Raw genomic sequence first — 22,797 nt, forward strand, 5'->3', positions numbered from 1 at the left:
GGCTGGTCGCGCAGTTCCCCGCGCCCCTGGAGCATGCGGCTCCGCCGCAGCTCCAAGAGCGCGCACACAGTGCGCCTCGCAGGGGCGCGGGGAACTGCGCGAGCAACCACGGACCGAGCCGCACTCGCCCAGCGCGGAGCCACCCGGCAGACGCGGCGCGCCGCTACGCAGGGCTGATCGATACGATGCCGCCACAGACGCAACGCCCCCGCAAAGGAGACCCGACGTGACCGGCGAACCCCAGGCCGACTGCCTGTTCTGCAAGATCGTCGCGGGGGACGTGCCCGCCACCCTGGTCCGGGAGACCCCGACCACCGTCGCCTTCCGGGACATCAACCCCCAGGCCCCCACCCACATCCTGGTCATCCCGCGCGTCCACCACCCGGACGCCGCCTCGCTCGCCGCCGCCGAGCCGGAGATCGCCGCCGACGTGCTGCGCGAGGCCGGCGAGATCGCCAAGGAGGAGAAGCTGGCCGCGTACCGCCTGGTCTTCAACACGGGCAGCGGCGCCGGCCAGACCGTCTTCCACGCCCACGCGCACGTCCTGGGCGGCCGCGGCCTCCAGTGGCCTCCCGGCTGACCCGCCGTGTCCGTCCGGGAGTTCGTCGTCCTCGGCACCGCCAGCCAGGTGCCGACCCGCCACCGCAACCACAACGGCTACCTGCTGCGCTGGGACGCCGAAGGCATCCTCTTCGACCCGGGCGAGGGCACCCAGCGCCAGATGCTGCGCGCCGGGGTCGCCGCGCACGACCTGAACCGGATCTGCGTCACCCACTTCCACGGCGACCACTCGCTCGGGCTCGCCGGCGTCATCCAGCGCATCAACCTCGACCGCGTACCGCACCCGGTGACCGCCCACTTCCCGGCGTCCGGGCAGCGGTTCTTCGACCGGCTGCGGTACTCCACCGCGTACCGGGAGACCGTCGGCATCACCGAGGAGCCGGTCGCCGGGGAGAGCGCGGTGCTCGCCGACACCCCGGCCTACCGGCTCGAGGCGCGCAGGCTCTCGCACCCCGTCGAGTCCTACGGCTACCGCCTCGTCGAACCCGACGGGCGGCGCATGCTGCCCGAGCGGCTCGCCGCGCACGGCATCACCGGCCCCGACGTGGGCCGGATCCAGCGCGAGGGCCGGCTCGGCGGGGTCCCGCTCGACGCCGTCAGCGAGGTGCGGCGCGGGCAGCGCGTCGCGTTCGTCATGGACACCCGGCTGTGCGCGGGGGTGGACGAGCTGGCCGAGGGGTGCGATCTGCTCGTCATCGAGTCGACGTTCCTCGACGCGGACCACGGACTCGCCGCCGACCACGGCCACCTGACGGCCGGCCAGGCGGCGCGGACCGCGCGCGACGCCGGCGTGCGCCACCTCGTCCTGACGCACTTCAGCCAGCGCTACGGCGACCCGGAGGAGTTCGCGCGGCAGGCGCGGGCCGCCGGGTTCGAGGGGGAGCTGACGGTCGCCCGCGACCTGGACCGTGTACCGGTGCCGAAACGCCGCTGATCCGCGGGGCGCATACGATGCTCGGATGTCCCTCGCACCCCTCGCTCGCATCCCCAAGGCCGAGCTGCACCTGCACATCGAAGGCACTCTCGAACCCGAGCTGGCCTTCACCCTCGCCGAGCGCAACGGCATCACGCTGCCTTACGCCGACACCGAGGCGCTGCGCAAGGCGTACCTCTTCGACGACCTCCAGTCCTTCCTCGGCCTCTACTACGAGCTGATGGCCGTCCTCGTCACCGAGGAGGACTTCGAGGCGCTCGCCGACGCCTATCTGGCCCGCGCCGCCGAACAGGGCGTGCGGCACGCCGAGATCTTCTTCGACCCGCAGGCCCACACGGCGCGCGGCGTCGCGATCGGCACGGTCGTCGAGGGGCTCGGCCGGGCCCTCGCCCGCAGCCAGGAGCGGCACGGCGTCTCCACCAAGCTGATCCTGTGCTTCCTGCGTGATCAGCCGGCGGAGTCGGCGATGGAGACGCTGGAGGCCGCGAAGCCGTACCTGGACCGCATCGTGGGCGTCGGACTCGACTCGGCCGAGGTGGGCAACCCCGCGTCGAAGTTCCGTGCGGTCTACGCGGCCGCGGCCGCGCTCGGGCTGCGCAAGGTCGCGCACGCGGGCGAGGAGGGCGACCCCTCGTACATCTGGGAGGCACTCGACGTGCTCGGTGTCGAGCGTGTGGACCACGGCCTGCGCTCCCTGGAGGACCCGGAGCTGGTCGCGCGGCTCGTGCGCGACCGCATCCCGCTGACGCTCTGCCCGCTGTCGAACGTGCGGCTGCGCGCCATCGACGTCCTGGAGGAGCACCCGCTCGTCGCCATGATGGACGCCGGGCTGCTGTGCACGGTGAACTCCGACGACCCGGCCTACTTCGGCGGGTACGCCGGAGACACCTTCCACGCCGTGCACGAGGCGCTGGCCGTGGACCACGACCGGCTGCGGGAACTCGCCCGCAACTCGTTCGAGGCGGCCTTCCTGGACGGCAGCGCGGAGGACGAGGCGCTGCGCGCCCGCTATCTCGCCGAGGTCGCGGCGTACCCGCTGGACGACATCTCGGGCTGAACCCCGTCGGGTCCCGCCGTCGTGAACTCCTGTGCGGCGACGGCGGGCACCTCCAGCGGGTAGATCTCGACGACGGGCTGCTCCAGCAGGCCCGACGGCGGGACGATCGCGCCGACCGGGGCGCCGCTGCGGCGCCGGGCCGCGCCCGCGAAGAGCGGCCGGCCGGCCGTGTGCAGGGCCACCGCGGTCAGCGGGACCGCCAGCAGGAGCAGCGCGGCGGCGAGCACCGTGCCCATCGCCGGGAAGCCGATCCCCTGCGAGAGGGAGCTGCCCACCAGCGGGCCGCACGCCGTACCGAGCGAGGACGCCGAGCCGACCAGGACCGCCCAGCGGCCGCGCGGGTCGAGCGAGGCGGCGAGGCCCAGCAGGTACGAGAGCACCACCGGGTAGAGCGTGTTCCAGGCGATCTCGCCGCCCGCGAAGGAGCCCAGGCCGTCGGCGCGGGCGCTGAGCGCGATGCAGCCCGCGATGGCCGCCGTGCCGGCGCCGATGGGCAGCGCGCGGCCCAGCCGGGTGCCGAGCGCGCCCGCGCCGACCACGCCGAGCAGCCCGGCGCCGAGCGCCACCGCGAAGACACTGCCGACGGTGACCTCGCTCAGGCCCGCCTGGACGGTGCCGATGCGGCTGCTGACGCCCCACAGCGAGTTCTGCGCCATCGACCAGCAGACGATGACCACGGCCAGGGCGGAGCCGGCCCGCGCGTAGGGGAGGGGCGTGCGGAAGGTGGGCGCGGTCCGGGCCGGGCCGTTGTCCGGCCCGGCCGGCTCGCCGAGCCGGGACGTGGCGGGCCACACGGCGAGCGCGGTGACGGCGAGTGCCGCGAACGGCAGGGCGTGGCCGGCCGGGCTGATCCGTGGGATCGACAGGTACAGGGCACCGGCCAGCGCCGAGACGGTCAGCAGGCCGAGCGTGGACGCGCGGTGCGGATCCTTCTGGGCGGCGATCCCGGTGGCCGCGACGGCCGTCGCCGTGCCTGAGCCGAAACCGCCGATCATCGCACCCGCGACGACCAGCGGGACGGAGGTGGAGAGCGCCGCGGTGCCGTAGCCGGCGGCGGCGAGCAGGAGTCCGGCGCGGGCGGCGCGGCGGGCACCGATCCGCTCGACGCGGGCCGCGAGCGTGAAGCCGGCGGTGGCCGAGCTGAGCAGCAGGGCGCTGCCGGCCAGACCGGCCTGGGTGGGGGAAAGCCGCAGGCTGTCGGCGAGTCTGCCGACAACGGTGGGCAGGAGGTAGGCGGCGAGATAGCCGGCCGTGAAGAGGGCGATGAGAGCCGGCCGGGGGGCGCGCGAAGACACGGGCAGTCCTGAAGACGGACCCCTCTGCCTTGGACGCTGTTTTGGGCAGGGGGTGGTAAGGAAAGGGGAGTGGGGGACGCGACGTCTTTGCGAACGGGACCGAACCGGGGACGTCGGGGCGCGGCCAATTTGTATCAAGCCGCGGAGGTCCCACAGAAGCCGGGGCAGTGTGACCTGTATCACATTCGGTTTGGGTGGGGTGGGGCCGGGTAGCTGCAACGTTTTTTCGACGAGACCCCCAGGTGAACCACCGGGTGGTGACCGGGGGCCGTTCCGATGCGGGAAACGGGAGTTGGGCGCTCGGGACACCGGCCCGATTCAGGCACACTGGCCGGACTCGTACCACTGCAGGGAGAAGGACGTGACCCACCCCGAACCCGCCCGCCCCGAAGCGGCCCACACGGACCCTCTCGCGGGACTGCGCGCGCCCGGCGACCCGGCCTGCGACGTCTACCTCACCGGCACCGTCTTCCTCGACATCGTCTTCACCGGTCTTGACACCGCACCGGTCCGCGGCACCGAGTCCTGGGCACGCGGAATGGGGTCGAGCCCCGGGGGCATCGCGAACATGGCGGCGGCGCTCGCCCGGCTCGGGCTGCGCACGTCGCTCGCCGCCGCCTTCGGGGACGACCACTACGGCGAGTACTGCTGGGACACCCTGGAGCAGGGCGAGGGCATCGACCTGGGCCACTCGCGGACCGTCGCCGGCTGGCACTCGCCCGTCACCGTGTCCATGGCCTACGAAGGCGAACGCACCATGGTGAGCCACGGCCACGAGCCGCCGCCCGAGGAGCCCGCGCCCCGCTGCCCGCCGCCCGCGCGGGCCGCCGTCGCGTCCCTCGTGCCCGGGGTCGGGGCGCCGTGGGTCGGCGAGGCGGCGCGCAACGGGACGCGGATCTTCGCCGACGTGGGCTGGGACGACACGGGCCGCTGGGACCTCGCCGCGCTCCAGGACCTGCGCCAGTGCGAGGCGTTCCTGCCCAACGCCGAGGAGGCCATGCGCTACACCCGTACGTCGTGCCCGCGGGCCGCGGCGCACGCGCTGGCCGAGTACGTGCCGCTGGCCGTGGTCACGCTGGGCGCGGAAGGCGCCTACGCGGTGGACGCGCGGACCGGCGAGACGGCGTCCGTGCCGGCCATCGAGGTGGCCGCGCTCGACCCGACCGGGGCGGGCGACGTCTTCGTGGCCGGGTTCGTCACCGGCACGCTGGCGGGATGGCCGCTCGCCGACCGCCTTGCCTTCGCCGGGCTCACCGCGGCGCTGTCCGTGCAGGAGTTCGGCGGGTCGCTGTCGGCGCCGGGCTGGTCGGAGGTGGCGGCGTGGTGGCGCCAGATCCACGCGTACGAGGAGCGCGGGGAGCAGGACCCCGCGGCGCTCGCCCGCTACGCGTTCCTGGAGCCTCTCCTCCCGGAGACCACCCGCCCCTGGCCCCTGCGCCGTGCGGTCCCGACCATCGGCTTCGGCCGCACAGCCTGAACCCCGGAACCCCCCGGCATTTTTCCTGAACCCCGGAACCCCCCTGGCGGCGCGAAAAGACTTCGGGCAACCCAGCGGAGCGTCGTACGCTGGGACGCACCAGATCCCCGCTGTCACAAGGAGAATGCGGCCCTCAGGGCCCGCCCATGACGCAGACACCCTCCAGCGCCCGCACCACCGGGCAGGAACAGGCAAGCGCACGGTTCACCGTCCCGGCCAAGCACCCCATGGTCGAGGTGCTGGGCTCGGGCGACGCCCTGTTGCGTGTGATCGAGGAAGCCTTCCCGGAGGCCGATATCCATGTCCGGGGCAATGAGATCAGCGCGACCGGAGAGCCGGGGGAAGTCGCCCTCGTCCAGCGCCTGTTCGACGAGATGATGCTGGTCCTGAGGACAGGGGCACCGATGACAGAGGACGCCGTGGAGCGCTCCATCGCCATGCTGAAGGCGACGCAGAGCGGTCAGGGTGACGGTCCGGAGACCCCGGCCGAGGTGCTCACGCAGAACATCCTGTCCTCGCGCGGGCGCACCATCCGCCCCAAGACGCTGAACCAGAAGCGGTACGTCGACGCCATCGACAAGCACACCATCGTCTTCGGCATCGGCCCGGCGGGCACCGGCAAGACCTACCTCGCCATGGCCAAGGCCGTGCAGGCCCTGCAGTCCAAGCAGGTCAACCGGATCATCCTGACCCGGCCCGCGGTGGAGGCCGGCGAGCGGCTCGGCTTCCTGCCCGGCACCCTGTACGAGAAGATCGACCCGTACCTGCGCCCGCTCTACGACGCCCTGCACGACATGCTCGACCCGGACTCGATCCCACGCCTGATGGCGGCCGGGACCATCGAGGTGGCGCCGCTGGCGTACATGCGGGGCCGCACGTTGAACGACGCCTTCATCATCCTCGACGAGGCGCAGAACACCAGCCCCGAGCAGATGAAGATGTTCCTGACCCGGCTCGGGTTCGACTCGAAGATCGTGATCACCGGTGACGTGACACAGGTCGACCTGCCGAACGGCACGAAGAGCGGGCTGCGCCAGGTGCAGGACATCCTGGAGGGCCTCGACGACGTGCACTTCTCGCGGCTGTCGTCCCAGGATGTCGTCCGGCACAAGCTGGTCGGCCGTATCGTCGACGCGTACGAGAAGTACGACTCCGAGAACGGTACGGAGAACGGCTCCCACAAGGGCCGCCCCAGAGGGACCCAAGGAAAGTAGTACGAGAGCGCCATGTCGATCGACGTCAACAACGAGTCCGGAACCGAGGTCGACGAGCAGGCGATCCTCGACATCGCCCGCTACGCGCTCGCGCGGATGCGTATCCACCCGCTCTCCGAGCTCTCGGTGATCGTCGTGGACAGCGACGCCATGGCGCAGCTGCACGTGCAGTGGATGGACCTGCCGGGGCCGACGGACGTCATGTCCTTCCCGATGGACGAGCTGCGGCCGCCCATGAAGGACGACGACGAGCCCCCGCAGGGCCTCCTCGGCGACATCGTGCTCTGCCCCGAGGTCGCGAAGCAGCAGGGCGCGGACGCGCCCACCCAGCACTCCATGGACGAGGAGCTGCACCTGCTCACCGTGCACGGGGTGCTGCACCTGCTGGGGTACGACCACGAGGAGCCGGACGAGAAGGCCGAGATGTTCGGGCTCCAGGCCGCCATCGTGGACGGCTGGCGCGCGGAGAAGGGGCTGAGCGGGCCGTCCCCGGCGCCGACCGTGTCATGAGTCCTTCCCTGATCGCCGGCGCCGTCGCGCTGGTCGTCGTCGCCTGGCTCGCCGCGTGCGCCGAGGCCGGTATCGCGCGGACGTCGAGCTTCCGCGCCGAGGAGGCCGTCCGCTCCGGGCGGCGCGGCAGCGCCAGGCTGGCGCAGGTCGCCGCCGACCCCACCCGGTACCTGAACGTCGCGCTGCTGGTGCGCGTCGCCTGCGAGATGGCGGCCGCCGCCCTGGTCACGTACGCGTGCCTGGAGGAGTTCACCGCCACCTGGCAGGCGCTGCTCGTCGCCATCGGCGTGATGGTGCTCGTCTCGTACGTGGCCGTCGGCGTCTCGCCCCGCACCATCGGGCGCCAGCACCCCCTGAACACCGCCACCGCTGCCGCCTACGTGCTGCTGCCGCTGGCCCGGGTGATGGGCCCCGTGCCGCCGCTGCTGATCCTCATCGGCAACGCGCTGACCCCGGGCAAGGGGTTCCGGCGCGGGCCGTTCGCCTCCGAGGCCGAGCTGCGCGCCATGGTCGACCTCGCCGAGAAGGAGTCCCTCATCGAGGACGAGGAGCGCCGCATGGTGCACTCCGTCTTCGAGCTGGGCGACACCCTCGTGCGCGAGGTCATGGTGCCGCGCACGGATCTGGTGGTCATCGAGCGGTACAAGACGATCCGGCAGGCACTGACGCTCGCGCTGCGCTCCGGGTTCTCGCGGATCCCGGTGGTGGGGGAGAGCGAGGACGACGTCGTCGGCATCGTCTATCTGAAGGACCTGGTCCGCAAGACCCACATCAACCGCGACTCCGAGGCCGAGCTGGTCTCCACCGCCATGCGGCCCGCCACCTTCGTGCCCGACACGAAGAACGCCGGTGACCTGCTGCGCGAGATGCAGCAGCTGCGCAACCACGTGGCCGTCGTCATCGACGAGTACGGCGGCACGGCCGGCATCGTCACCATCGAGGACATCCTGGAGGAGATCGTCGGCGAGATCACCGACGAGTACGACCGCGAGCTGCCGCCCGTCGAGGAGTTGGGCGACGACCGCTTCCGCGTCACCGCCCGGCTCGACATCGGCGACCTCGGAGAGCTGTACGGCATCGAGGAGTACGACGACGAGGACGTGGAGACCGTCGGCGGGCTGCTCGCCAAGGCGCTGGGCCGGGTGCCCATCGCCGGTGCCTCCTCCGCGGTGACCCTGCCCGACGAGCGGCGGCTGCGGCTCACCGCCGAGGCCGCCGCCGGCCGCCGGAACAAGATCGTGACGGTGCTCGTGGAGCCCGTCGGAGCCGGTGAGGAGCGGACCGGATGAGCCCGGACGAGCTGCGCGCCCTGTGCCTGTCGTTCAACGCGGCGGTGGAGGACTTCCCCTTCACCCCCGAGACGTCCGTCTTCAAGGTGCTGGGGAAGATGTTCGCGCTCAGCTCCCTGGACGGGCGGCCGCTGACCGTCAACCTCAAGTGCGATCCCGAGGACGCCGTGCGGCTGCGCGAGGAGTACCCGGGCGTCGTCGTCCCCGGCTGGCACATGAACAAGCGGCACTGGAACACCGTCACCGTGGGCGAGCTGCCGGCCGCTTTCGTGCGGGAGCTGGTCGAGGACTCCTACGACCTCGTGGTGGCGGGGCTGCCGCGCGCCGAGCGGCTCCGGCTCGACCGGCCCTGAGCACCCCCGGCCGCGGCTCCCTCCTTATGCTCACCCCATGACTGAGAGCACCGACCTCGGCCCCGAGGACCGCAAGATCGTCACCCTGGCCCGCTCCGCGCGGGCCCGCAACGGCGTGCCCGAGGGCGCGGCCGTCCGCGACGAGACCGGCCGCACGTACGTCGCGGGCTCCGTCGCCCTCGACTCGCTCCGGCTGAGCGCGCTGCGTACCGCCGTCGCCATGGCCGTGGCGTCCGGCGCGCAGTCCCTGGAGGCGGCGGCCGTCGTCTCGGCGGCGCAGGAGCTGCCCGGGGAGGACCTCGCCGCCGTACGCGACCTCGGCGGTGCGGGTACGCCGGTCTTCCTCGCGGGGGCCGACGGGACGGTGCGGGCCACCCTCGGAGCCGGCTGAGCCGGACCCATGCGGCGCGGTGGTGTGAGGACGATCACCATCGGGCGCGCCCGGGGCCTCGGTCCCGGGGACCGGCGCGGGGCCGCCGGGCGGCCCCGGTGCGCGGTGCGGGGCGCGCGGGACGTTCGGCCCGGGCCGTCCGGCCCGGGGTGGCGCGGGACGCAAGTGAGGGCGGACGTCCTTGCTGCGGGGCCTGCGACCCCTGGGACGGGCCGGGGTGCGCGGGCCATGGTGGAGCGGTCGCCCGGTGCAGTCAGCGCTTCGACAGCGTCCCCTTCCGGGGAGCGCCGCGGCCGTCCCCGTCCCCGAACGAAGGCTTTCTCCGTGCTCTTCTCCGCCCGTTCCTCCGCCGCCCGTGCCACCCGTACCTCCCGCGTCCGCCGTCTCGCCGCCACCGGCGCCCTCGCCGGCGCCGCGGGCGCCATGGTGCTCGCCGGCACGGACTCGGCCTCCGCGACGGCCGGCGCCCCCACGAGCAAGTGGGACGCCGTCGCCCAGTGCGAGTCCAGCGGCAACTGGGCAGCCGACACCGGCAACGGCTTCTCCGGCGGCCTGCAGTTCACGCCGTCCACCTGGGCCGCCTACGGCGGCACCAAGTACGCCGCGACCGCGAACCTCGCCACCAAGGCCGAGCAGATCTCCGTCGCCGAGCAGGTCCTCGCGGCCCAGGGCCCGAACGCCTGGCCCGTCTGCGGCGCCGGCCTGTGAGCCGCTGACCCGGCGCGCACACCCGCGCACACGAGGGGCCCGGGACCGGTCTCAGACCGCGTCCGGGCCCCTCTCGCCCGTCCGCACCCGCACCACGCTCTCCACCGGCACCGCCCACACCTTGCCGTCACCGATCTTCCCGGTACGGGCCGCGCGCACGATCGCGTCCATCGCCGGCTCGGCGTCCTCGTCCCCGACCACGACCTCGATCCGCACCTTGGGCACGAGGTCGACCTGGTACTCGGCGCCCCGGTACACCTCGGTGTGGCCGCGCTGGCGCCCGTACCCACTGGCCTCCGTCACCGTCAGGCCGAGCACGCCCAGCTCCTGCAGCGCCGTCTTGACCTCGTCGAGGCGGTACGGCTTGACGACCGCGGTGATCAGCTTCATGGCGCGACCTTTCGGGCGGCGGGGGCGGACGCGGGGTGGACCGTGGCGCCCAGGACGCCGTGATCGTACGCACTCTCCGCGTGCACGGTCTGGTCCAGGCCGGTCAGCTCCTCCTCGGCCGACGCCCGGAACCCCATCAGCTTCGCGAGGGCCTTGCCGATCCCGTACGTGACGAGGAAGGTGTACGCCGCCACGACCAGGACCGCGAGCAGCTGCCTGCCGAGCTGCCCGGCGCCGCCCCCGTAGAACAGTCCCTCCTTCGCGGAGCCGGTCATCGTCGAGGTGGCGAAGAGACCGATGAGGAGAGTGCCGACGACACCGCCGACGAAGTGCACGCCGACGACATCCAGCGAGTCGTCGTAGCCGAGGACGAACTTCCACGCCACCGCGTACGAGCAGACGACACCGGCCACGAGTCCGACGACGGCCGCGCCGAGGACCCCCACGACCCCGCAGGCCGGGGTGATCGCGACCAGGCCCGCCACCGCGCCCGACGCGGCGCCGAACGTCGTCGGGTGACCGTCGCGCCGCTGCTCCACGAAGAGCCAGCCGAGCAGGCCGGTGCAGCCCGCGATCAGGGTGTTGAACAGGGAGGCGGCGGCCAGCCCGTTCGCGCCGAGCGCCGAGCCGCCGTTGAAGCCGAGCCAGCCGAACCAGAGCAGCCCCGCGCCCATGACCACCATCGGCAGGTTGTGCGGGCGCATCGCGTCCTTCTTGAAGCCCGCGCGCGGCCCGAGCACCAGGCACAGCGCCAGGCCCGACGCGCCGGAGGCGATCTCGACCACGAGGCCGCCCGCGAAGTCCAGGGCGCCCAGACGCTCCCTGATCCAGCCGCCGGGGCCCCAGACCCAGTGCGCCACCGGAACGTATACGAGCAGCGCCCACACCGGGACGAAGACCAGCCACGCGCCGAACTTCGTCCGGTCCGCGACGGCCCCGCTGATCAGCGCCGCGGTGATGATCGCGAACGTCAGCTGGAAGGTCGTGAAGAGGAACGTCGGGACGGTGCCGGTGAGCGAGGCCGGGCCGATCCCCGCCATGCCCGCGTGCCCCAGGCCGCCGACCAGCCCGGCGAAGGAGTCGTCGCCGAACGCCAGCGAGTACCCCGCGACCAGCCAGACCACCGTCACGAGCGCGATCGAGACGAAGCTCATCATCAGCATGTTCAGGACGCTCTTGGAGCGGACCATGCCGCCGTAGAACAGGGCGAGGCCGGGTGTCATCAGCAGGACGAGGGCGGTGGCGGCGAGCAGCCAGGCGGTGTCACCGGTGTCCAGGGCGGGGGCCGGGCCTGCGGCGAGGGTGGCGGTCACGGGTCTCCTCCGGGTGGGGGCTGCCGTAGAGGTTCACCGGTCCGCGTTTCCGAATCCGTACCCCGGCGTTTCCGCCGTGTTTCGTGTTGCCGGGAGGTGACCGGAACCTCACGGTGCTCGCGGGCCTTCCGGATCAGGGACAATGGACGCCATGAGCGTTCACACCCCCGCCGCCGGACCTGCCCATCGTGCTGGATTCGCCTGCTTCGTCGGCCGTCCCAACGCGGGCAAGTCCACCCTGACGAACGCTCTGGTCGGCAAGAAGGTGGCGATCACCGCCGACCAGCCGCAGACCACGCGGCACACCGTGCGCGGCATCGTGCACCGCGACGACGCGCAGCTGATCCTGGTGGACACCCCCGGGCTCCACAAGCCGCGCACGCTGCTCGGCGAGCGGCTCAACGACGTGGTCCGCACCACGTGGGCCGAGGTCGACGTCATCGGCTTCTGCCTGCCGGCGAACGAGAAGCTCGGCCCCGGCGACCGGTTCATCGCCAAGGAACTGGCGTCGATCAAGAAGACGCCGAAGATCGCCGTCGTCACCAAGACCGACCTCGTCGACAGCAAGACCCTCGCCGAGCAGCTCATCGCCATCGACCAGCTCGGCAAGGAGCTCGGCTTCGAGTGGGCCGAGATCATCCCCGTGTCGGCCGTCGGCGACCAGCAGATCGGCCTGCTCGCCGACCTCATCGTGCCGCTGCTGCCGGAGGGGCCCGCGCTCTACCCCGAGGGCGACCTCACCGACGAGCCCGAGCAGGTCATGGTCGCGGAGCTGATCCGCGAGGCCGCGCTCGAAGGCGTCCGGGACGAGCTGCCGCACTCCATCGCCGTCGTGGTGGAGGAGATGCTGCCGCGCGAGGACCGGCCGGCCGACAAGCCGCTCCTGGACATCCACGCCTTCGTCTACATCGAGCGGCCCAGCCAGAAGGGCATCATCATCGGCCCGAAGGGCAAGCGGCTCAAGGACGTCGGCATCAAGTCCCGCAAACAGATCGAGGCGCTGCTCGGTACGCCGGTCTATCTCGACCTGCACGTCAAGGTGGCCAAGGACTGGCAGCGCGACCCGCGCCAGCTCCGCAAGCTCGGTTTCTGACCCTACGCCGGGCTGAGGTCCTGCACCCCGATCACCCGCAGCAGTTCGAGGCGTTCGTACGTGGCCGTGCCCGGCCGCGCCGAGTGCACCACGAGCTGCTGGTCGTGGCCGTCGCTGAGCAGCACCTCGCAGTCCAGGTCCAGGGTCCCCACCACCGGGTGCAGGAACCGCTTGGTCGCCGCCCGTCGCACCGCCACCTCGTGCGACGCCCACAACCGCCGGAACTCCTCGCTGGCGCGCCGCAGTTCGGCGACGAGCGCGGCCGGCCCCGGATCGTCGGGGCGCGCGGCGACGACCGCCCGCAGGTGCGCCACGTGCGCGCGGGCGTGTGTCGCGTGGTCCTCCGGCGGGATCATGGCGCGCAGGGCCGGGTCCGTGAAGTAGCGGCGGACCAGGTTCTCGCCCGTGTGCTCGCCGGACAGGGCCACCGCCATCGTGTTCTGCGCGAGTACTTCGCCCCAGTCGCTCAGCACCTGCGCGGGCAGATCGTGCAGCCGGTCCAGGATCATCAGCAGCCCGGGCCGTACGTGGCCCGAGGAACCGCTCGGGCGCGGGGGCTCCTCGCCCGCCAGATGGAACAGGTGGTCGCGTTCGTCGGCCGTCAGGCGCAGCGCCCGGGCCAGCGCGGTGAGCATCTGCCGCGAGGGGTGTGAGCCGCGGCGCTGCTCCAGACGCGTGTAGTAGTCCGCCGACATCCCGGCGAGCTGCGCCACCTCCTCGCGGCGCAGCCCCGGTGTCCGGCGCCGGGCGCCCGGGGTCAGGCCCACGTCACCGGGGGAGAGACGGGCGCGGGCGCGGCGCAGGAAGTCGGCGAGTTCGGCACGGTTCACCTCTCCAGGGTGGCGCGGGCCGCCCGGGTTATCCAGGGTGTGCCGGTCCCTGGATCGACGCGTCTCTCCCGCCGCGCCGCCGCCCGGCCCACGGTGGACGCATGGCTACGACGACGAGGAGGCGGCCATGCTGACGTTGGTGACAGGTGCGACCGGACAGGTCGGGCGGCGGTTCGTGCCGCGGCTGCTGCAGAACGGGGCGCCCGGCGACGAGGTACGGGTCCTGGTGCGGGACGCGGCCCGCGCGGAACGGTTCGCCGAGCTGGGCGCGCAGGTGGTCGTCGGCGACCTGCGGGACGCCGACGCGCTCGGCAGGGCGACGGCCGGGGTGGACGCGGTGGTGAACGTCGCCGCCGCCTTCCGCGGGGTACCCGACGAGGAGGCGCGCGCGGTCAACCGGGACGCGGCCATCGAGCTGGGGCGGGCCGCGGTCGCCTCCGGCGTGCGACGGTTCGTGCAGGTCAGCACCGGGCTGGTGTACGGGCAGGGGCGGGGCAGGCCGCTGGTCGAGGACGACGTGACGGTGCCGGGCGGCTCCATGTGGGGCGCGTACCCCGAGTCGAAGGGGGAGGCGGAGCGGGCGCTGCGGGCGATGGAGGGCCTCGACGACCTGCGGATCGGGCGGCTGCCCTTCGTGTACGGCGACGGGGACCCGCATCTGGCGAACGCGATGCACTGGGCGCCGCGGTGGCCCGCCACGCAGTGGCTGCACATGGGGCACCACGCGGATGTGGCGCAGGGGCTGCAACGGCTGCTGTACGCGCCGGGCGTGCGCGGCCGCCTCTACAACATCGCCGACGACGCCCCGATCACGACGGTCGACCTCTACCGGCTCAATGGGGTGGCCGTGCCGGGCGAGCTGTACGAGAAGGTGGACTCCGATCCGTGGCGGGGCGTCATGTCGACCGACCGGATCCGGCGTGACCTGGGCTACCGCCCGTTCTTCCCGTCGGTCTGGACGGCCCGCGACGCCGGCGCGCTGTAGCCCCGCCAGGGGCGCGGGGAACTGCGCGACCGGCCGCGATGGTGGCGCACCCGGCGATGACGCGAAGCCCCGGGGCTCCGCCCCGGTCCCCGCTCCTCAATCGCCGGAGGGGCTGGGTTTGGGCGCTGTGCCCCGCCAGGGGCGCGGGGAACTGCGCGGCCGGCCGCGACGTTGATCCGGGTTACTGGAGAGCGCCGATCAGGGCCGTGCCCACCGGGTGGAAACCCAGGCGGGCGTAGAGGCGGGCCACCTCATCGTCCCCGGCCGACAAGAACACCGTAGAGACGCCGGAGGCGAGCGCGGAGCGGACCAGTTCCGCCGTCACCGCGAGGCCGAGGCCCCGGCGGCGCGCGGCCGGCAGCGTGCCGACACCGGCGACCTCCGTGACGTCGCCGACGGGCAGGTGCATGCCGGAGCCGAGCACCACCCCGTTCTCGACGGCCGCCGCGACGACCACCCGGCCCGCGCGGATCCGCTCCTGGTGGTCCGGGACCGTGCCGTCCGCCGCCCGTGCCGCGACCTCCGCGGTGAGTTCCGCGGCGCCCACCGGGCCCGTCGCAGTCCCGGGGTGGGCGAACGCCACGTGCGGCAACGCCAGCGCCGCCGCCAGGAACGGGTCCGCCGCGTCCAGGACGCGGACGAGAGGATGCCGCCCGGGCAGAGGCGCCGACGCGTCCCGCGCCATCAGCGGATGCTCGCTGACGTGCAGTCCGGCCGCCTCGACGGCCGCGCGCAGACCGGGCGTCGTCTCGGCCACCCACTCGAACGCCACCGGCGCCCCCAGCTCCGCCTGCCGCGCGGCCACGGCACGGACATCGGCCACGCCCGGCGGCGGGGCGTCCGGGCGCAGCGCGGGCCGCGCGTAGTACGGCCAGCCCGGGCCCTCGCGGACGAAGAGCGTGAGCGAGCCGTACTCCTCGACGCGGGCGGCCGCGCGCGGCACCGCGTCGTAGTACCGTTCCAGGCGGGCGAGAAGGGGCGGGGGAGCGTCAACAGTGGCCATCGGTACGGAGGTTACGGCAGCCGGGCCCGGCGGCCGACCGGATTTTCCCGGCCCCGCACGCCGCTCATGCCCCTTCCTTGAGTACCCGGGTGATCAGGCTGCGCTGTTCCTCGGTGAGCCGGGGATCCGCGCAGTACACGCGGGTGCCGTCCACGGTGATGGTGTAGCCGAACCCGTCCGGGACCCCGGCGGGCGGCGTGCCCCGGCCCGCGGCCACCGCCCGCTCGGCCAGGGCGTGCCACTCCGGGGCGTCGGCGCGGCCCGCGGTGTCGACCTCCGCGTGCCGCTCGATGCCGGCGAACCCGCCCGTGCGGGAGACGTGAATACGCATGGGTCCCTGTCTACTCCTGTCGGGGGCCCGCCGGGGCCCGCGGTCACTGGGTGGGGACCCCGACCTGCTCCCAGGCCTTGAGCACCGACTGATGCTCCTCGCCCGCGCCGTAGCGGGCCTGCGCGGCCCGCACCGTGGCCCTGGCGAAGTCGGTGAAGGAACAGTCCTGTTCCAGCTCGCCGCCGGTGAGGGTGTCGAACCAGATCTGCCCCGCCCGCTCCCACGCGTGCCCGCCGAGCGCGTCGGCGACGATGTAGAAGGCGCGGTTGGGGATGCCGGAGTTGAGGTGCACGCCGCCGTTGTCCCGGCCGGTCCGCACGTAGTGCGCCATGTCCGCCGGCTGCGGGTCCTTGCCGAGCACGTCGTCGTCGTACGCCGTGCCGGGGGCCTTCATGGAGCGCAGGGCGACGCCGGTGACGCCCGGCGCGAGCAGGCCCGCGCCGATCAGCCAGTCGGCCTCGGCGGCGGTCTGGCCGAGCGAGTACTGCTTGATCAGCGAGCCGAAGACGTCCGACACCGACTCGTTCAGCGCGCCGGGCTGGCCGAAGTAGGTCAGGTTCGCCGTGTACTGCGTGACGCCGTGGGTCAGCTCGTGGCCGATGACGTCGACGGGGAGGGTGAAGTCGAGGAAGATCTCGCCGTCACCGTCGCCGAAGACCATCTGCTCGCCGTTCCAGAAGGCGTTGTTGTAGTCCTCGTCGTAGTGCACCGTCGCGTTCAGCGGCAGGCCCTGGCCGTCGATGGAGTAGCGGGCGTACTTCTCCAGGTACAGCTCGAAGGTGGCGCCGAGGCCGGCGAAGGCGCGGTTGACGGTCGCGTCGCCGCCGGGCCCCTCGCTCTCGCCGCGGACCTCGCTGCCGGGCAGCCCGGTCTGGTGGCGGGCGTCGTAGATGGTCCGCCGCGGCTTCTGGTCCGCGGCGCCGGCCGACGGCGCGACGGCGGGCGCGCCGAGCACGGTCGTCATCCGGCGGCGGGTGCGCTCCAGGGCGTCGCGCTCCAGGCTCCTGCGGGCCCGGGCGGCGAGCGCCGTGTCGCCGGAGCGGGCGACCCGGTCCTGGAGGTGGGGCGGCACGATCGTGCAGAAGACGGGCTCGAACCCTGCCGGATTCCCCGTCGGAGTGGTGGTCATGCGAGGCAATGTGGCACTGGGTGAGGGTGCTGTCACTACCTGCCACAATGATTAGTGAAATAGAGGTATTGATCACCTCTTACCCGTTACCTCTGGCCGGTCCCGCATACTGATACAGGTCTTCGCGTCCCGCGCGGCTCGGCTAAAGTGCGGTGCATCATGCGTTTCGGGCTGCTTCTCCTTAGCTGCCGCGGCGAGGGCCTGTAGTCGAGGCCGACCCCCCTCCCCGCGGAGTTTGGCGTTGCGCCGGTCGGCCGCCTTACCGGCCACCCTCGAGGAGCCCCCGCATCATGCCGAACTTCCAGCGCCCCACGTCGATGCCGATCCACAAGTACGGTCAGTACGACCAGGTGGACATCGCCGACCGCACCTGGCCGGACAACCGGATCACGGCCGCGCCCCGCTGGCTCTCCACCGACCTGCGCGACGGCAACCAGGCGCTGATCGACCCCATGTCGCCGGCCCGCAAGCGCGAGATGTTCGACCTGCTGGTCCGCATGGGCTACAAGGAGATCGAGGTCGGCTTCCCCAGCTCCGGGCAGACGGACTTCGATTTCGTACGCTCGATCATCGAGGACCCGGACGCGATCCCGGACGACGTGACGATCTCCGTGCTGACGCAGGCCCGCGAGGAGCTGATCGCGCGGACCGTGGAGTCCCTGGTCGGCGCCAAGCGCGCCACGGTCCACCTGTACAACGCGACGGCGCCGGTCTGGCGCGAGGTCGTCTTCCGCGGCTCGAAGGAGGCGGTCAAGCAGATCGCCGTCGACGGCACCCGCCTGGTCATGGAGTACGCGGAGAAGCTGCTGGGCCCCGAGACGGTCTTCGGCTACCAGTACAGCCCGGAGATCTTCACCGACACGGAGCTGGACTTCGCCCTGGAGGTCTGCGAGGCCGTCTGCGACGAGTGGCAGCCGGGCCCGGACCGCGAGATCATCCTGAACCTGCCCGCCACCGTGGAGCGGTCCACCCCCTCCACCCACGCGGACCGCTTCGAGTGGATGTCGCGGCACCTGACGCGCCGCGAGTACGTCTGCCTGTCGGTGCACCCGCACAACGACCGGGGCACCGCCGTCGCCGCCGCCGAACTGGCGATCATGGCCGGCGCCGACCGTATCGAGGGCTGCCTGTTCGGCCAGGGCGAGCGCACCGGCAACGTCGACCTGGTCTCCCTGGGCATGAACCTGTTCTCCCAGGGCGTCGACCCGCAGATCGACTTCTCCGACATCGACGAGATCCGCCGCACCGCCGAGTACTGCACGCAGATGGAGGTCCACCCGCGCCACCCCTACGCGGGCGACCTGGTCTACACCGCCTTCTCCGGCTCCCACCAGGACGCCATCAAGAAGGGCTTCGAGGCGATGGAGAACCGCGCCGCGCAGGCCGGCAAGACCGTCGACGACATCGAGTGGGCCGTCCCGTATCTGCCGATCGACCCCAAGGACGTCGGCCGCTCCTACGAGGCCGTCATCCGGGTCAACTCGCAGTCCGGCAAGGGCGGTATCGCCTACGTCCTGAAGAACGACCACAGCCTGGACCTGCCGCGCCGGATGCAGGTCGAGTTCTCCAAGGTCATCCAGGCCAAGACGGACGCCGAGGGCGGCGAGGTCACCCCGAAGGACATCTGGAGCGTCTTCCGCGACGAGTACCTGCCCAACCCGGAGAACCCCTGGGGCCGCATCCAGGTCAAGGCCGGCCAGACGACCACCGACACCGACGGCGTCGACACCCTCACGGTCGAGGCCGCGGTCGACGGCGTCGACCAGGTCCTGACCGGCACCGGCAACGGCCCGATCTCCGCGTTCTTCGCCGCGCTCCAGGGCATCGGGATCGACGCCCGCCTGCTGGACTACCAGGAGCACACGATGAGCGAGGGCGCGTCCGCCGTCGCCGCCTCGTACATCGAGGTCGCCATCGGCGACAAGGTTCTGTGGGGGATCGGGATCGACGCGAATACGACACGTGCGTCGCTCCAGGCGGTCGTCTCCGCGGTCAACCGGGCGGCCCGCTGACCCGGTTGAGCTGCACGTTCGCGGCCCCGTACCTCATTTGCAGGGGTGCGGGGCCGCGTCATGTCTCGGCCAACCGGCGCCCCTGCCGTGACCTCGGCGTGACCAAGGTACTGACGCCGCCTCGACAATGTGGCTAACATCACGCCAACGCCGCGATGTTGCGGCGCCGTTACGGAGGTGTGCGACGTGCTGCCGATCTGGGGACGTATGCGACGGGCCGGGGTCTCCCGGGTTCTGGGCGTGCACACCGCGTGGACCACCGTGGGCGACGGCGAGTTCTTCTGCCCGGGCTGCGGCGGCGACCGCAACTTCCAGCGCCGCACGGGCCGTCGCCGGTTCACCGTGCTCGGCGTGCCGGTGCTGCCGCGCGGCGAGACCGGGCCCGTCGTCCAGTGCGCCGCCTGCGAGGCCCGCTTCGGCACGGACGCGCTCGACCACCCCACCACGCACCGCTTCTCCGGCATGCTGCGCGACGCCGTGCACACCGTGGTGCTCGCGGTGCTCTCCGCGGGCAACGCCTCCTCCCGTGCGGCGCTGGAGAGCGCCGTCGGGATCGTGCGGGCGGCCGGGTTCGACGACTGCACAGAGGAACAACTGGCCGCGCTGGTCGAGGCGTTGCGGCTCGACACCGGCCGGCTGCCCGAGCACTGCGGATCCGTGGCCGGGCTCGCCATAGAGCTGCACGAGGCGCTCGACCCGCTCGCCGCGCACCTCGCTCCGGCGGGCCGGGAGTCGATCCTGCTCCAGGGCGCGCGGATCGCCCTCGCCGACGGACCGTACTCGGCGGCCGAGCGGGACGTACTCGGTACGGTCGGCGCCGCCCTGACCATGTGCACGGACGAGGTGAACCGCCTCCTGGCGGTCGCCGCCCGCACCCCGAGCTGAGCCCCGCGGCCTGCCGGTCAGGAGACCTCGTGGATGAGGTCCCGTGTGGACTGCGCCGCGTCCACCGGATGGTGACAGCGGAAGACATGCCCGTCACCCCCGCGCGGCTCCGGCATCGCCGCCACGCAGCTGACATCGGCTCGCCAGCACCGCGTCCGGAACGGGCAGCCGGAGGGCGGACGCGTGGCCGAGGGCACCGGACCGGCCAGCGGGATCGGGTCGATCGGGTCGAGCAGGCCGGGCGTCGCCGAGAAGAGGGCCCGGGTGTAGGGGTGCCGGGAGCGGTCGAGGACGTCGGCGGCCGGGGTCTCCTCCACGATGCGGCCCAGGTACATGGTGATGACCCGGTCGCTCATCCGCCGCACCGTCTGGATGTCGTGCGAGACGAAGACCAGGGAGATGCCGAGCCGCTCCTTGAGGTCGAGGAGGAGGTTGAGGATCTGGGCGCGCACCGACACGTCCAGCGCGCTCGTCGGCTCGTCGGCGACGACCAGCTCCGGTTCCAGGGCCAGCGCCCGCGCGATGGCGACCCGCTGGCGCTGGCCGCCGGAGAGCTGGCCGGGCAGGACGTCGGCCAGCGCCGCCGGAAGCCCGACCAGGCCCAGCAGCTCCGTGACGCGCGCCTGCCGCCGGGCGGCCGTGCCGCGCCGGTGCACGTCCAGCGGGTCGCGCACGATCTGCCGTACGGTCAGCCGCCGGTTCAGGGCCGTCGACGGGTCCTGGAAGATCATGCCGACGCCGGTGCCGAGCGCTGCGCGGCGCTCCTTGGGGGGCATGGTCCACAGGTCGCCGCCCTGGTACGTCACCGTTCCTGAGGTCGGTTTTGCTACGCCCACCAGGACCTTGGCCAGCGTCGACTTGCCGCAGCCCGACTCGCCCACGACGCCGACCGTCTCGCCGGGGGCGATGGTGAGGTCGGCGGCCGTGAGGGCGTACACGTGGTCGCGGCTGAACAGGCCGCCCGAGCGGGCCTTGTGGACGACGTGTACGTCGGCCAACTCCACGAGGGGGTGTGTCATTTCGGGTCCCTCTCCGTGGGGGTCGCGCGGCGCGCCGTGGGTACGGACGTGGTGTGCGCGGCGGCGGGTCCGTCGTGGTCGCTCGCGCCGTTCCCCGCGCCCCTTCGGGGCACGGCCGGGTGATGGCACGCCGATGCGTGCGCGGGCCCACCTGTCAACGGCGGCGCCTGCTCCCGGCACACCTGTGACGCCAGCGGGCAGCGGTCCGCGAAGCGGCAGCCCGCCGGGAAGTCGGCCGGGGCGGGGACGACGCCCCTGATCTGGGTCAGGCGCTCCGCCGACGCCTCCAGCGAGAGGACCGAACCGAGCAGACCGCGCGTGTAGTGGTGGTGCGGCGCCTCCACCAGGTCGGCCGTCACGCCCGTCTCCACGATCTGGCCGCCGTACATGACGACGACGCGGTCCGTGACGTCGGCGACCAGTGCCAGGTCGTGCGAGACGAGCACCAGCGCGAAGCCCAGCTCGGCGCGGAGCCGCAGCAGCAACTCGATGACCTGGGCCTGCACCGTCACGTCGAGCGCCGTCGTCGGCTCGTCGGCGACGATCAGCTTCGGGTCGCGGGAGAGCGCCATGGCGATCAGGACGCGCTGGCGCTGGCCGCCGGAGAGTTCGTGCGGGTAGCTGCGCAGGGTGCGGTCCGGATCGAGCCCGACGAGGTCGAGCAGGGCCGCCGGGGAGCGTCGGCCGCCGCGCCGGACGACCTGCCTGAGCTGGGCGCGTACGGTCATCGCCGGGTTGAGGGACGACAGCGCGTCCTGGTGGACCATCGCCATGTCGTGGCCGAGCAGGCGCCGGCGCGCGCTCATCGGCAGACCGGTCAGTTCGCGGCCGTCGAAGGTGACGTGGCCGCGGATCCGGGCCCCCTTGGGGTGCAGGCCCATCACGGTCAGCGCGGTCAGCGACTTGCCGCAGCCGGACTCGCCGACCAGGCCGAGCACCTCGCCGGGCCGGACGTCGAAGCTGATGCCGTCGACGATGTCGACCCCGCCGTGCCGCCCGTCGAAGCCGATGGCGAGGTCGCGGACGCGGAGCACGGGCGGGGCGTCGGGCAGCGGCCGGGCGCGGGCGCGCAGCCGGGCCGCTGCCTCGGTGAGGCCGGGGAGGTCGAGGACCTGGCCGGTGCCGGGCACGGTGCTCTCCAGCCGGTCGGGCTCCTTCGCCGCCGGCACGTCCCGTGCGGCCGGCGCCGCCCACGCGTCGGAGACCCCCTCACTGAGGACGTTCAGGGACAGGACCGTGAGCAGCATCAGCAGGCCGGGGAAGACGGTCGCCCACCAGCCGCCGGTCAGCACCATGTTCTTGCCGTCGGCGATGACGCTGCCCCAGGATGGGTCCGGGGGCCGCACGCCCGCGCCGATGAAGGACAGCGACGCCTCGAAGACGATCGCCTCCGCGACCTGCACGGTGCAGAAGACGAGGACCGGGGCCGCGCAGTTGACGGCGACGTGCCGCAGCACGATGTGCGGGGTGCGGGCGCCGATGACCCGCTCGGCCGTGACGTAGTCCTCGCCGTACTGGTCCAGGACGTTGGCCCGTACGACCCGGGCGATCGGCGGGGTGAACAGGAAGGCGAGGGCGCAGATCAGCACCGGGATGCCGCCGCCGAAGACGGCGACGAGCACGGCCGCCAGCGCGATGCCGGGGAACGCCATGACGATGTCGAGGCAGCGCATGAGCGTCTCGTCGACGGCCTTGCGCGACGTCGCCGCGACCGCGCCGAGGACCGCGCCCGCGACGAGCGCGAGCAGCGTCGCCCCGAGCCCGATGGCGAGCGACCAGCGGGCCCCGTACATGAGCCGGCTGAGGATGTCGCGGCCGAGGCTGTCCTGGCCCATCCAGTGCGCGCCGGACGGCTGCCCGGCGCCGTCCACCTGCGGCTGTTGGTCGAGCGGGTCGTGCGGCGCGAGCAGCGGCGCGCAGAGGGCCATGAGGGCGACGACGGTGAGCACGCCGAGGGCGACGCGCGCCAGGAACGGGAACCGGCGCGGCCGGCGGCCGGCCGCGCCGCGCGGCATGGA

Annotated in this window: 22 protein-coding genes and 1 pseudogene; 14 read left to right on the forward strand and 9 right to left on the reverse strand. The window is 72.9% G+C overall.

Annotated features, from left to right (window positions below; translation table 11 throughout):
* The first annotated feature begins 226 nt into the window (after positions 1-226).
* From ABZY33_RS19535 to ABZY33_RS19545, 3 genes are read left to right on the forward strand one after another with little or no spacing between them, the layout of a single operon-like run.
* Positions 227-580, forward strand: coding sequence for a histidine triad nucleotide-binding protein (locus tag ABZY33_RS19535; protein ID WP_356492852.1), 354 nt, complete (start codon positions 227-229; stop codon positions 578-580).
* A gap of 6 nt (positions 581-586) precedes the next feature.
* Positions 587-1,495, forward strand: a complete 909-nt coding sequence (locus ABZY33_RS19540) for a ribonuclease Z (protein ID WP_356492853.1) — start codon at positions 587-589, stop codon at positions 1,493-1,495.
* 25 nt (positions 1,496-1,520) lie between these two features.
* Positions 1,521-2,552 carry an adenosine deaminase gene (locus tag ABZY33_RS19545; RefSeq protein WP_356492854.1) on the forward strand — a complete coding sequence of 344 codons (1,032 nt, stop codon included), beginning with the start codon at positions 1,521-1,523 and terminating at the stop codon, positions 2,550-2,552.
* Here ABZY33_RS19545 and ABZY33_RS19550 read toward each other — a convergent pair.
* Entirely contained in the window at positions 2,504-3,847 is a 1,344-nt protein-coding gene (locus ABZY33_RS19550) for an MFS transporter (protein ID WP_356492855.1), read from the reverse strand. The two genes, ABZY33_RS19545 and ABZY33_RS19550, sit on opposite strands and share 49 nt — an antisense overlap.
* A 361-nt stretch (positions 3,848-4,208) precedes the next feature.
* On the opposite strand from ABZY33_RS19550, the gene ABZY33_RS19555 reads away from it, so the two are divergent.
* From ABZY33_RS19555 to ABZY33_RS19585, 7 genes and pseudogenes are all read left to right on the forward strand, one after another.
* Complete coding sequence (locus ABZY33_RS19555) at positions 4,209-5,324, forward strand: PfkB family carbohydrate kinase (RefSeq protein ID WP_356492856.1); 1,116 nt, start codon at positions 4,209-4,211, stop codon at positions 5,322-5,324.
* A 146-nt stretch (positions 5,325-5,470) separates the two neighbouring features.
* Positions 5,471-6,538: a PhoH family protein gene (locus tag ABZY33_RS19560; RefSeq protein ID WP_356492857.1), complete on the forward strand. Its 1,068-nt coding sequence runs from the start codon at positions 5,471-5,473 to the stop codon at positions 6,536-6,538.
* A 12-nt stretch (positions 6,539-6,550) separates the two neighbouring features.
* A complete protein-coding gene (gene ybeY / locus ABZY33_RS19565) occupies positions 6,551-7,048 on the forward strand; it encodes an rRNA maturation RNase YbeY (RefSeq protein WP_356492858.1) in 498 nt (165 codons plus the stop codon).
* Complete coding sequence (locus ABZY33_RS19570) at positions 7,045-8,337, forward strand: hemolysin family protein (protein WP_356492859.1); 1,293 nt, start codon at positions 7,045-7,047, stop codon at positions 8,335-8,337. The genes ybeY and ABZY33_RS19570 overlap by 4 nt, the downstream gene beginning before the upstream one ends.
* Positions 8,334-8,690, forward strand: a complete 357-nt coding sequence (locus tag ABZY33_RS19575; RefSeq protein ID WP_356492860.1) for an MmcQ/YjbR family DNA-binding protein — start codon at positions 8,334-8,336, stop codon at positions 8,688-8,690. Before ABZY33_RS19570 ends, ABZY33_RS19575 begins: the two co-directional genes overlap by 4 nt.
* 37 nt (positions 8,691-8,727) lie before the next feature.
* The gene (locus tag ABZY33_RS19580; protein WP_356492861.1) at positions 8,728-9,081 is read left to right on the forward strand and encodes a cytidine deaminase; all 354 of its coding nucleotides are present in this window, start codon (positions 8,728-8,730) and stop codon (positions 9,079-9,081) included.
* Positions 9,082-9,405: 324 nt separating this feature from the next.
* Positions 9,406-9,786: pseudogene (locus ABZY33_RS19585) on the forward strand (transglycosylase family protein); the annotation flags it as partial.
* A gap of 54 nt (positions 9,787-9,840) precedes the next feature.
* Here the strand turns inward: ABZY33_RS19585 and ABZY33_RS19590 are convergent.
* Positions 9,841-10,179: a P-II family nitrogen regulator gene (locus tag ABZY33_RS19590; RefSeq protein ID WP_356492862.1), complete on the reverse strand. Its 339-nt coding sequence runs from the start codon at positions 10,177-10,179 to the stop codon at positions 9,841-9,843.
* A complete protein-coding gene (locus ABZY33_RS19595; RefSeq protein WP_356492863.1) occupies positions 10,176-11,492 on the reverse strand; it encodes an ammonium transporter in 1,317 nt (438 codons plus the stop codon). Before ABZY33_RS19595 ends, ABZY33_RS19590 begins: the two co-directional genes overlap by 4 nt.
* Before the next feature lie 142 nt (positions 11,493-11,634).
* Here ABZY33_RS19595 and era point away from each other — a divergent pair, with 142 nt between their 5' ends.
* A complete protein-coding gene (gene era / locus ABZY33_RS19600) occupies positions 11,635-12,585 on the forward strand; it encodes a GTPase Era (protein WP_356492864.1) in 951 nt (316 codons plus the stop codon).
* A 2-nt stretch (positions 12,586-12,587) separates the two neighbouring features.
* Here the strand turns inward: era and ABZY33_RS19605 are convergent, their stop codons facing one another.
* Positions 12,588-13,415 (reverse strand): helix-turn-helix transcriptional regulator, encoded by an 828-nt coding sequence (locus tag ABZY33_RS19605; RefSeq protein ID WP_356492865.1) that lies wholly within the window; start codon positions 13,413-13,415, stop codon positions 12,588-12,590.
* A 127-nt stretch (positions 13,416-13,542) separates the two neighbouring features.
* Between ABZY33_RS19605 and ABZY33_RS19610 the strand changes: the two genes are divergently transcribed.
* The gene (locus ABZY33_RS19610) at positions 13,543-14,400 is read left to right on the forward strand and encodes an NAD(P)-dependent oxidoreductase (RefSeq protein ID WP_356492866.1); all 858 of its coding nucleotides are present in this window, start codon (positions 13,543-13,545) and stop codon (positions 14,398-14,400) included.
* A 181-nt stretch (positions 14,401-14,581) separates the two neighbouring features.
* Here ABZY33_RS19610 and ABZY33_RS19615 read toward each other — a convergent pair whose 3' ends face one another.
* The 3 genes from ABZY33_RS19615 to ABZY33_RS19625 all read right to left on the reverse strand — a co-directional run bounded on the left by ABZY33_RS19615 (position 14,582) and on the right by ABZY33_RS19625 (position 16,863).
* Positions 14,582-15,403: a GNAT family N-acetyltransferase gene (locus tag ABZY33_RS19615; RefSeq protein ID WP_356492867.1), complete on the reverse strand. Its 822-nt coding sequence runs from the start codon at positions 15,401-15,403 to the stop codon at positions 14,582-14,584.
* A 64-nt stretch (positions 15,404-15,467) separates the two neighbouring features.
* Positions 15,468-15,734 carry a protealysin inhibitor emfourin gene (locus ABZY33_RS19620; RefSeq protein WP_356492868.1) on the reverse strand — a complete coding sequence of 89 codons (267 nt, stop codon included), beginning with the start codon at positions 15,732-15,734 and terminating at the stop codon, positions 15,468-15,470.
* Positions 15,735-15,777: 43 nt separating this feature from the next.
* Complete coding sequence (locus ABZY33_RS19625) at positions 15,778-16,863, reverse strand: M4 family metallopeptidase (protein ID WP_356492869.1); 1,086 nt, start codon at positions 16,861-16,863, stop codon at positions 15,778-15,780.
* A 290-nt stretch (positions 16,864-17,153) separates the two neighbouring features.
* Here ABZY33_RS19625 and leuA point away from each other — a divergent pair, with 290 nt between their 5' ends.
* Positions 17,154-18,875 (forward strand): 2-isopropylmalate synthase, encoded by a 1,722-nt coding sequence (gene leuA / locus ABZY33_RS19630; RefSeq protein ID WP_356492870.1) that lies wholly within the window; start codon positions 17,154-17,156, stop codon positions 18,873-18,875.
* A 207-nt stretch (positions 18,876-19,082) separates the two neighbouring features.
* Complete coding sequence (locus ABZY33_RS19635; RefSeq protein WP_356492913.1) at positions 19,083-19,760, forward strand: TerB family tellurite resistance protein; 678 nt, start codon at positions 19,083-19,085, stop codon at positions 19,758-19,760.
* A 17-nt stretch (positions 19,761-19,777) separates the two neighbouring features.
* On the opposite strand, the gene ABZY33_RS19640 is transcribed toward ABZY33_RS19635, so the two are convergent.
* Positions 19,778-20,779 carry an ABC transporter ATP-binding protein gene (locus ABZY33_RS19640; protein ID WP_356492871.1) on the reverse strand — a complete coding sequence of 334 codons (1,002 nt, stop codon included), beginning with the start codon at positions 20,777-20,779 and terminating at the stop codon, positions 19,778-19,780.
* The gene (locus ABZY33_RS19645) at positions 20,776-22,794 is read right to left on the reverse strand and encodes a dipeptide/oligopeptide/nickel ABC transporter permease/ATP-binding protein (protein ID WP_356492914.1); all 2,019 of its coding nucleotides are present in this window, start codon (positions 22,792-22,794) and stop codon (positions 20,776-20,778) included. Before ABZY33_RS19645 ends, ABZY33_RS19640 begins: the two co-directional genes overlap by 4 nt.
* Positions 22,795-22,797: the final 3 nt, after the last annotated feature.

This window comes from Streptomyces sp. NPDC006552 (genome assembly GCF_040611655.1).
Taxonomy (GTDB): domain Bacteria; phylum Actinomycetota; class Actinomycetes; order Streptomycetales; family Streptomycetaceae; genus Streptomyces.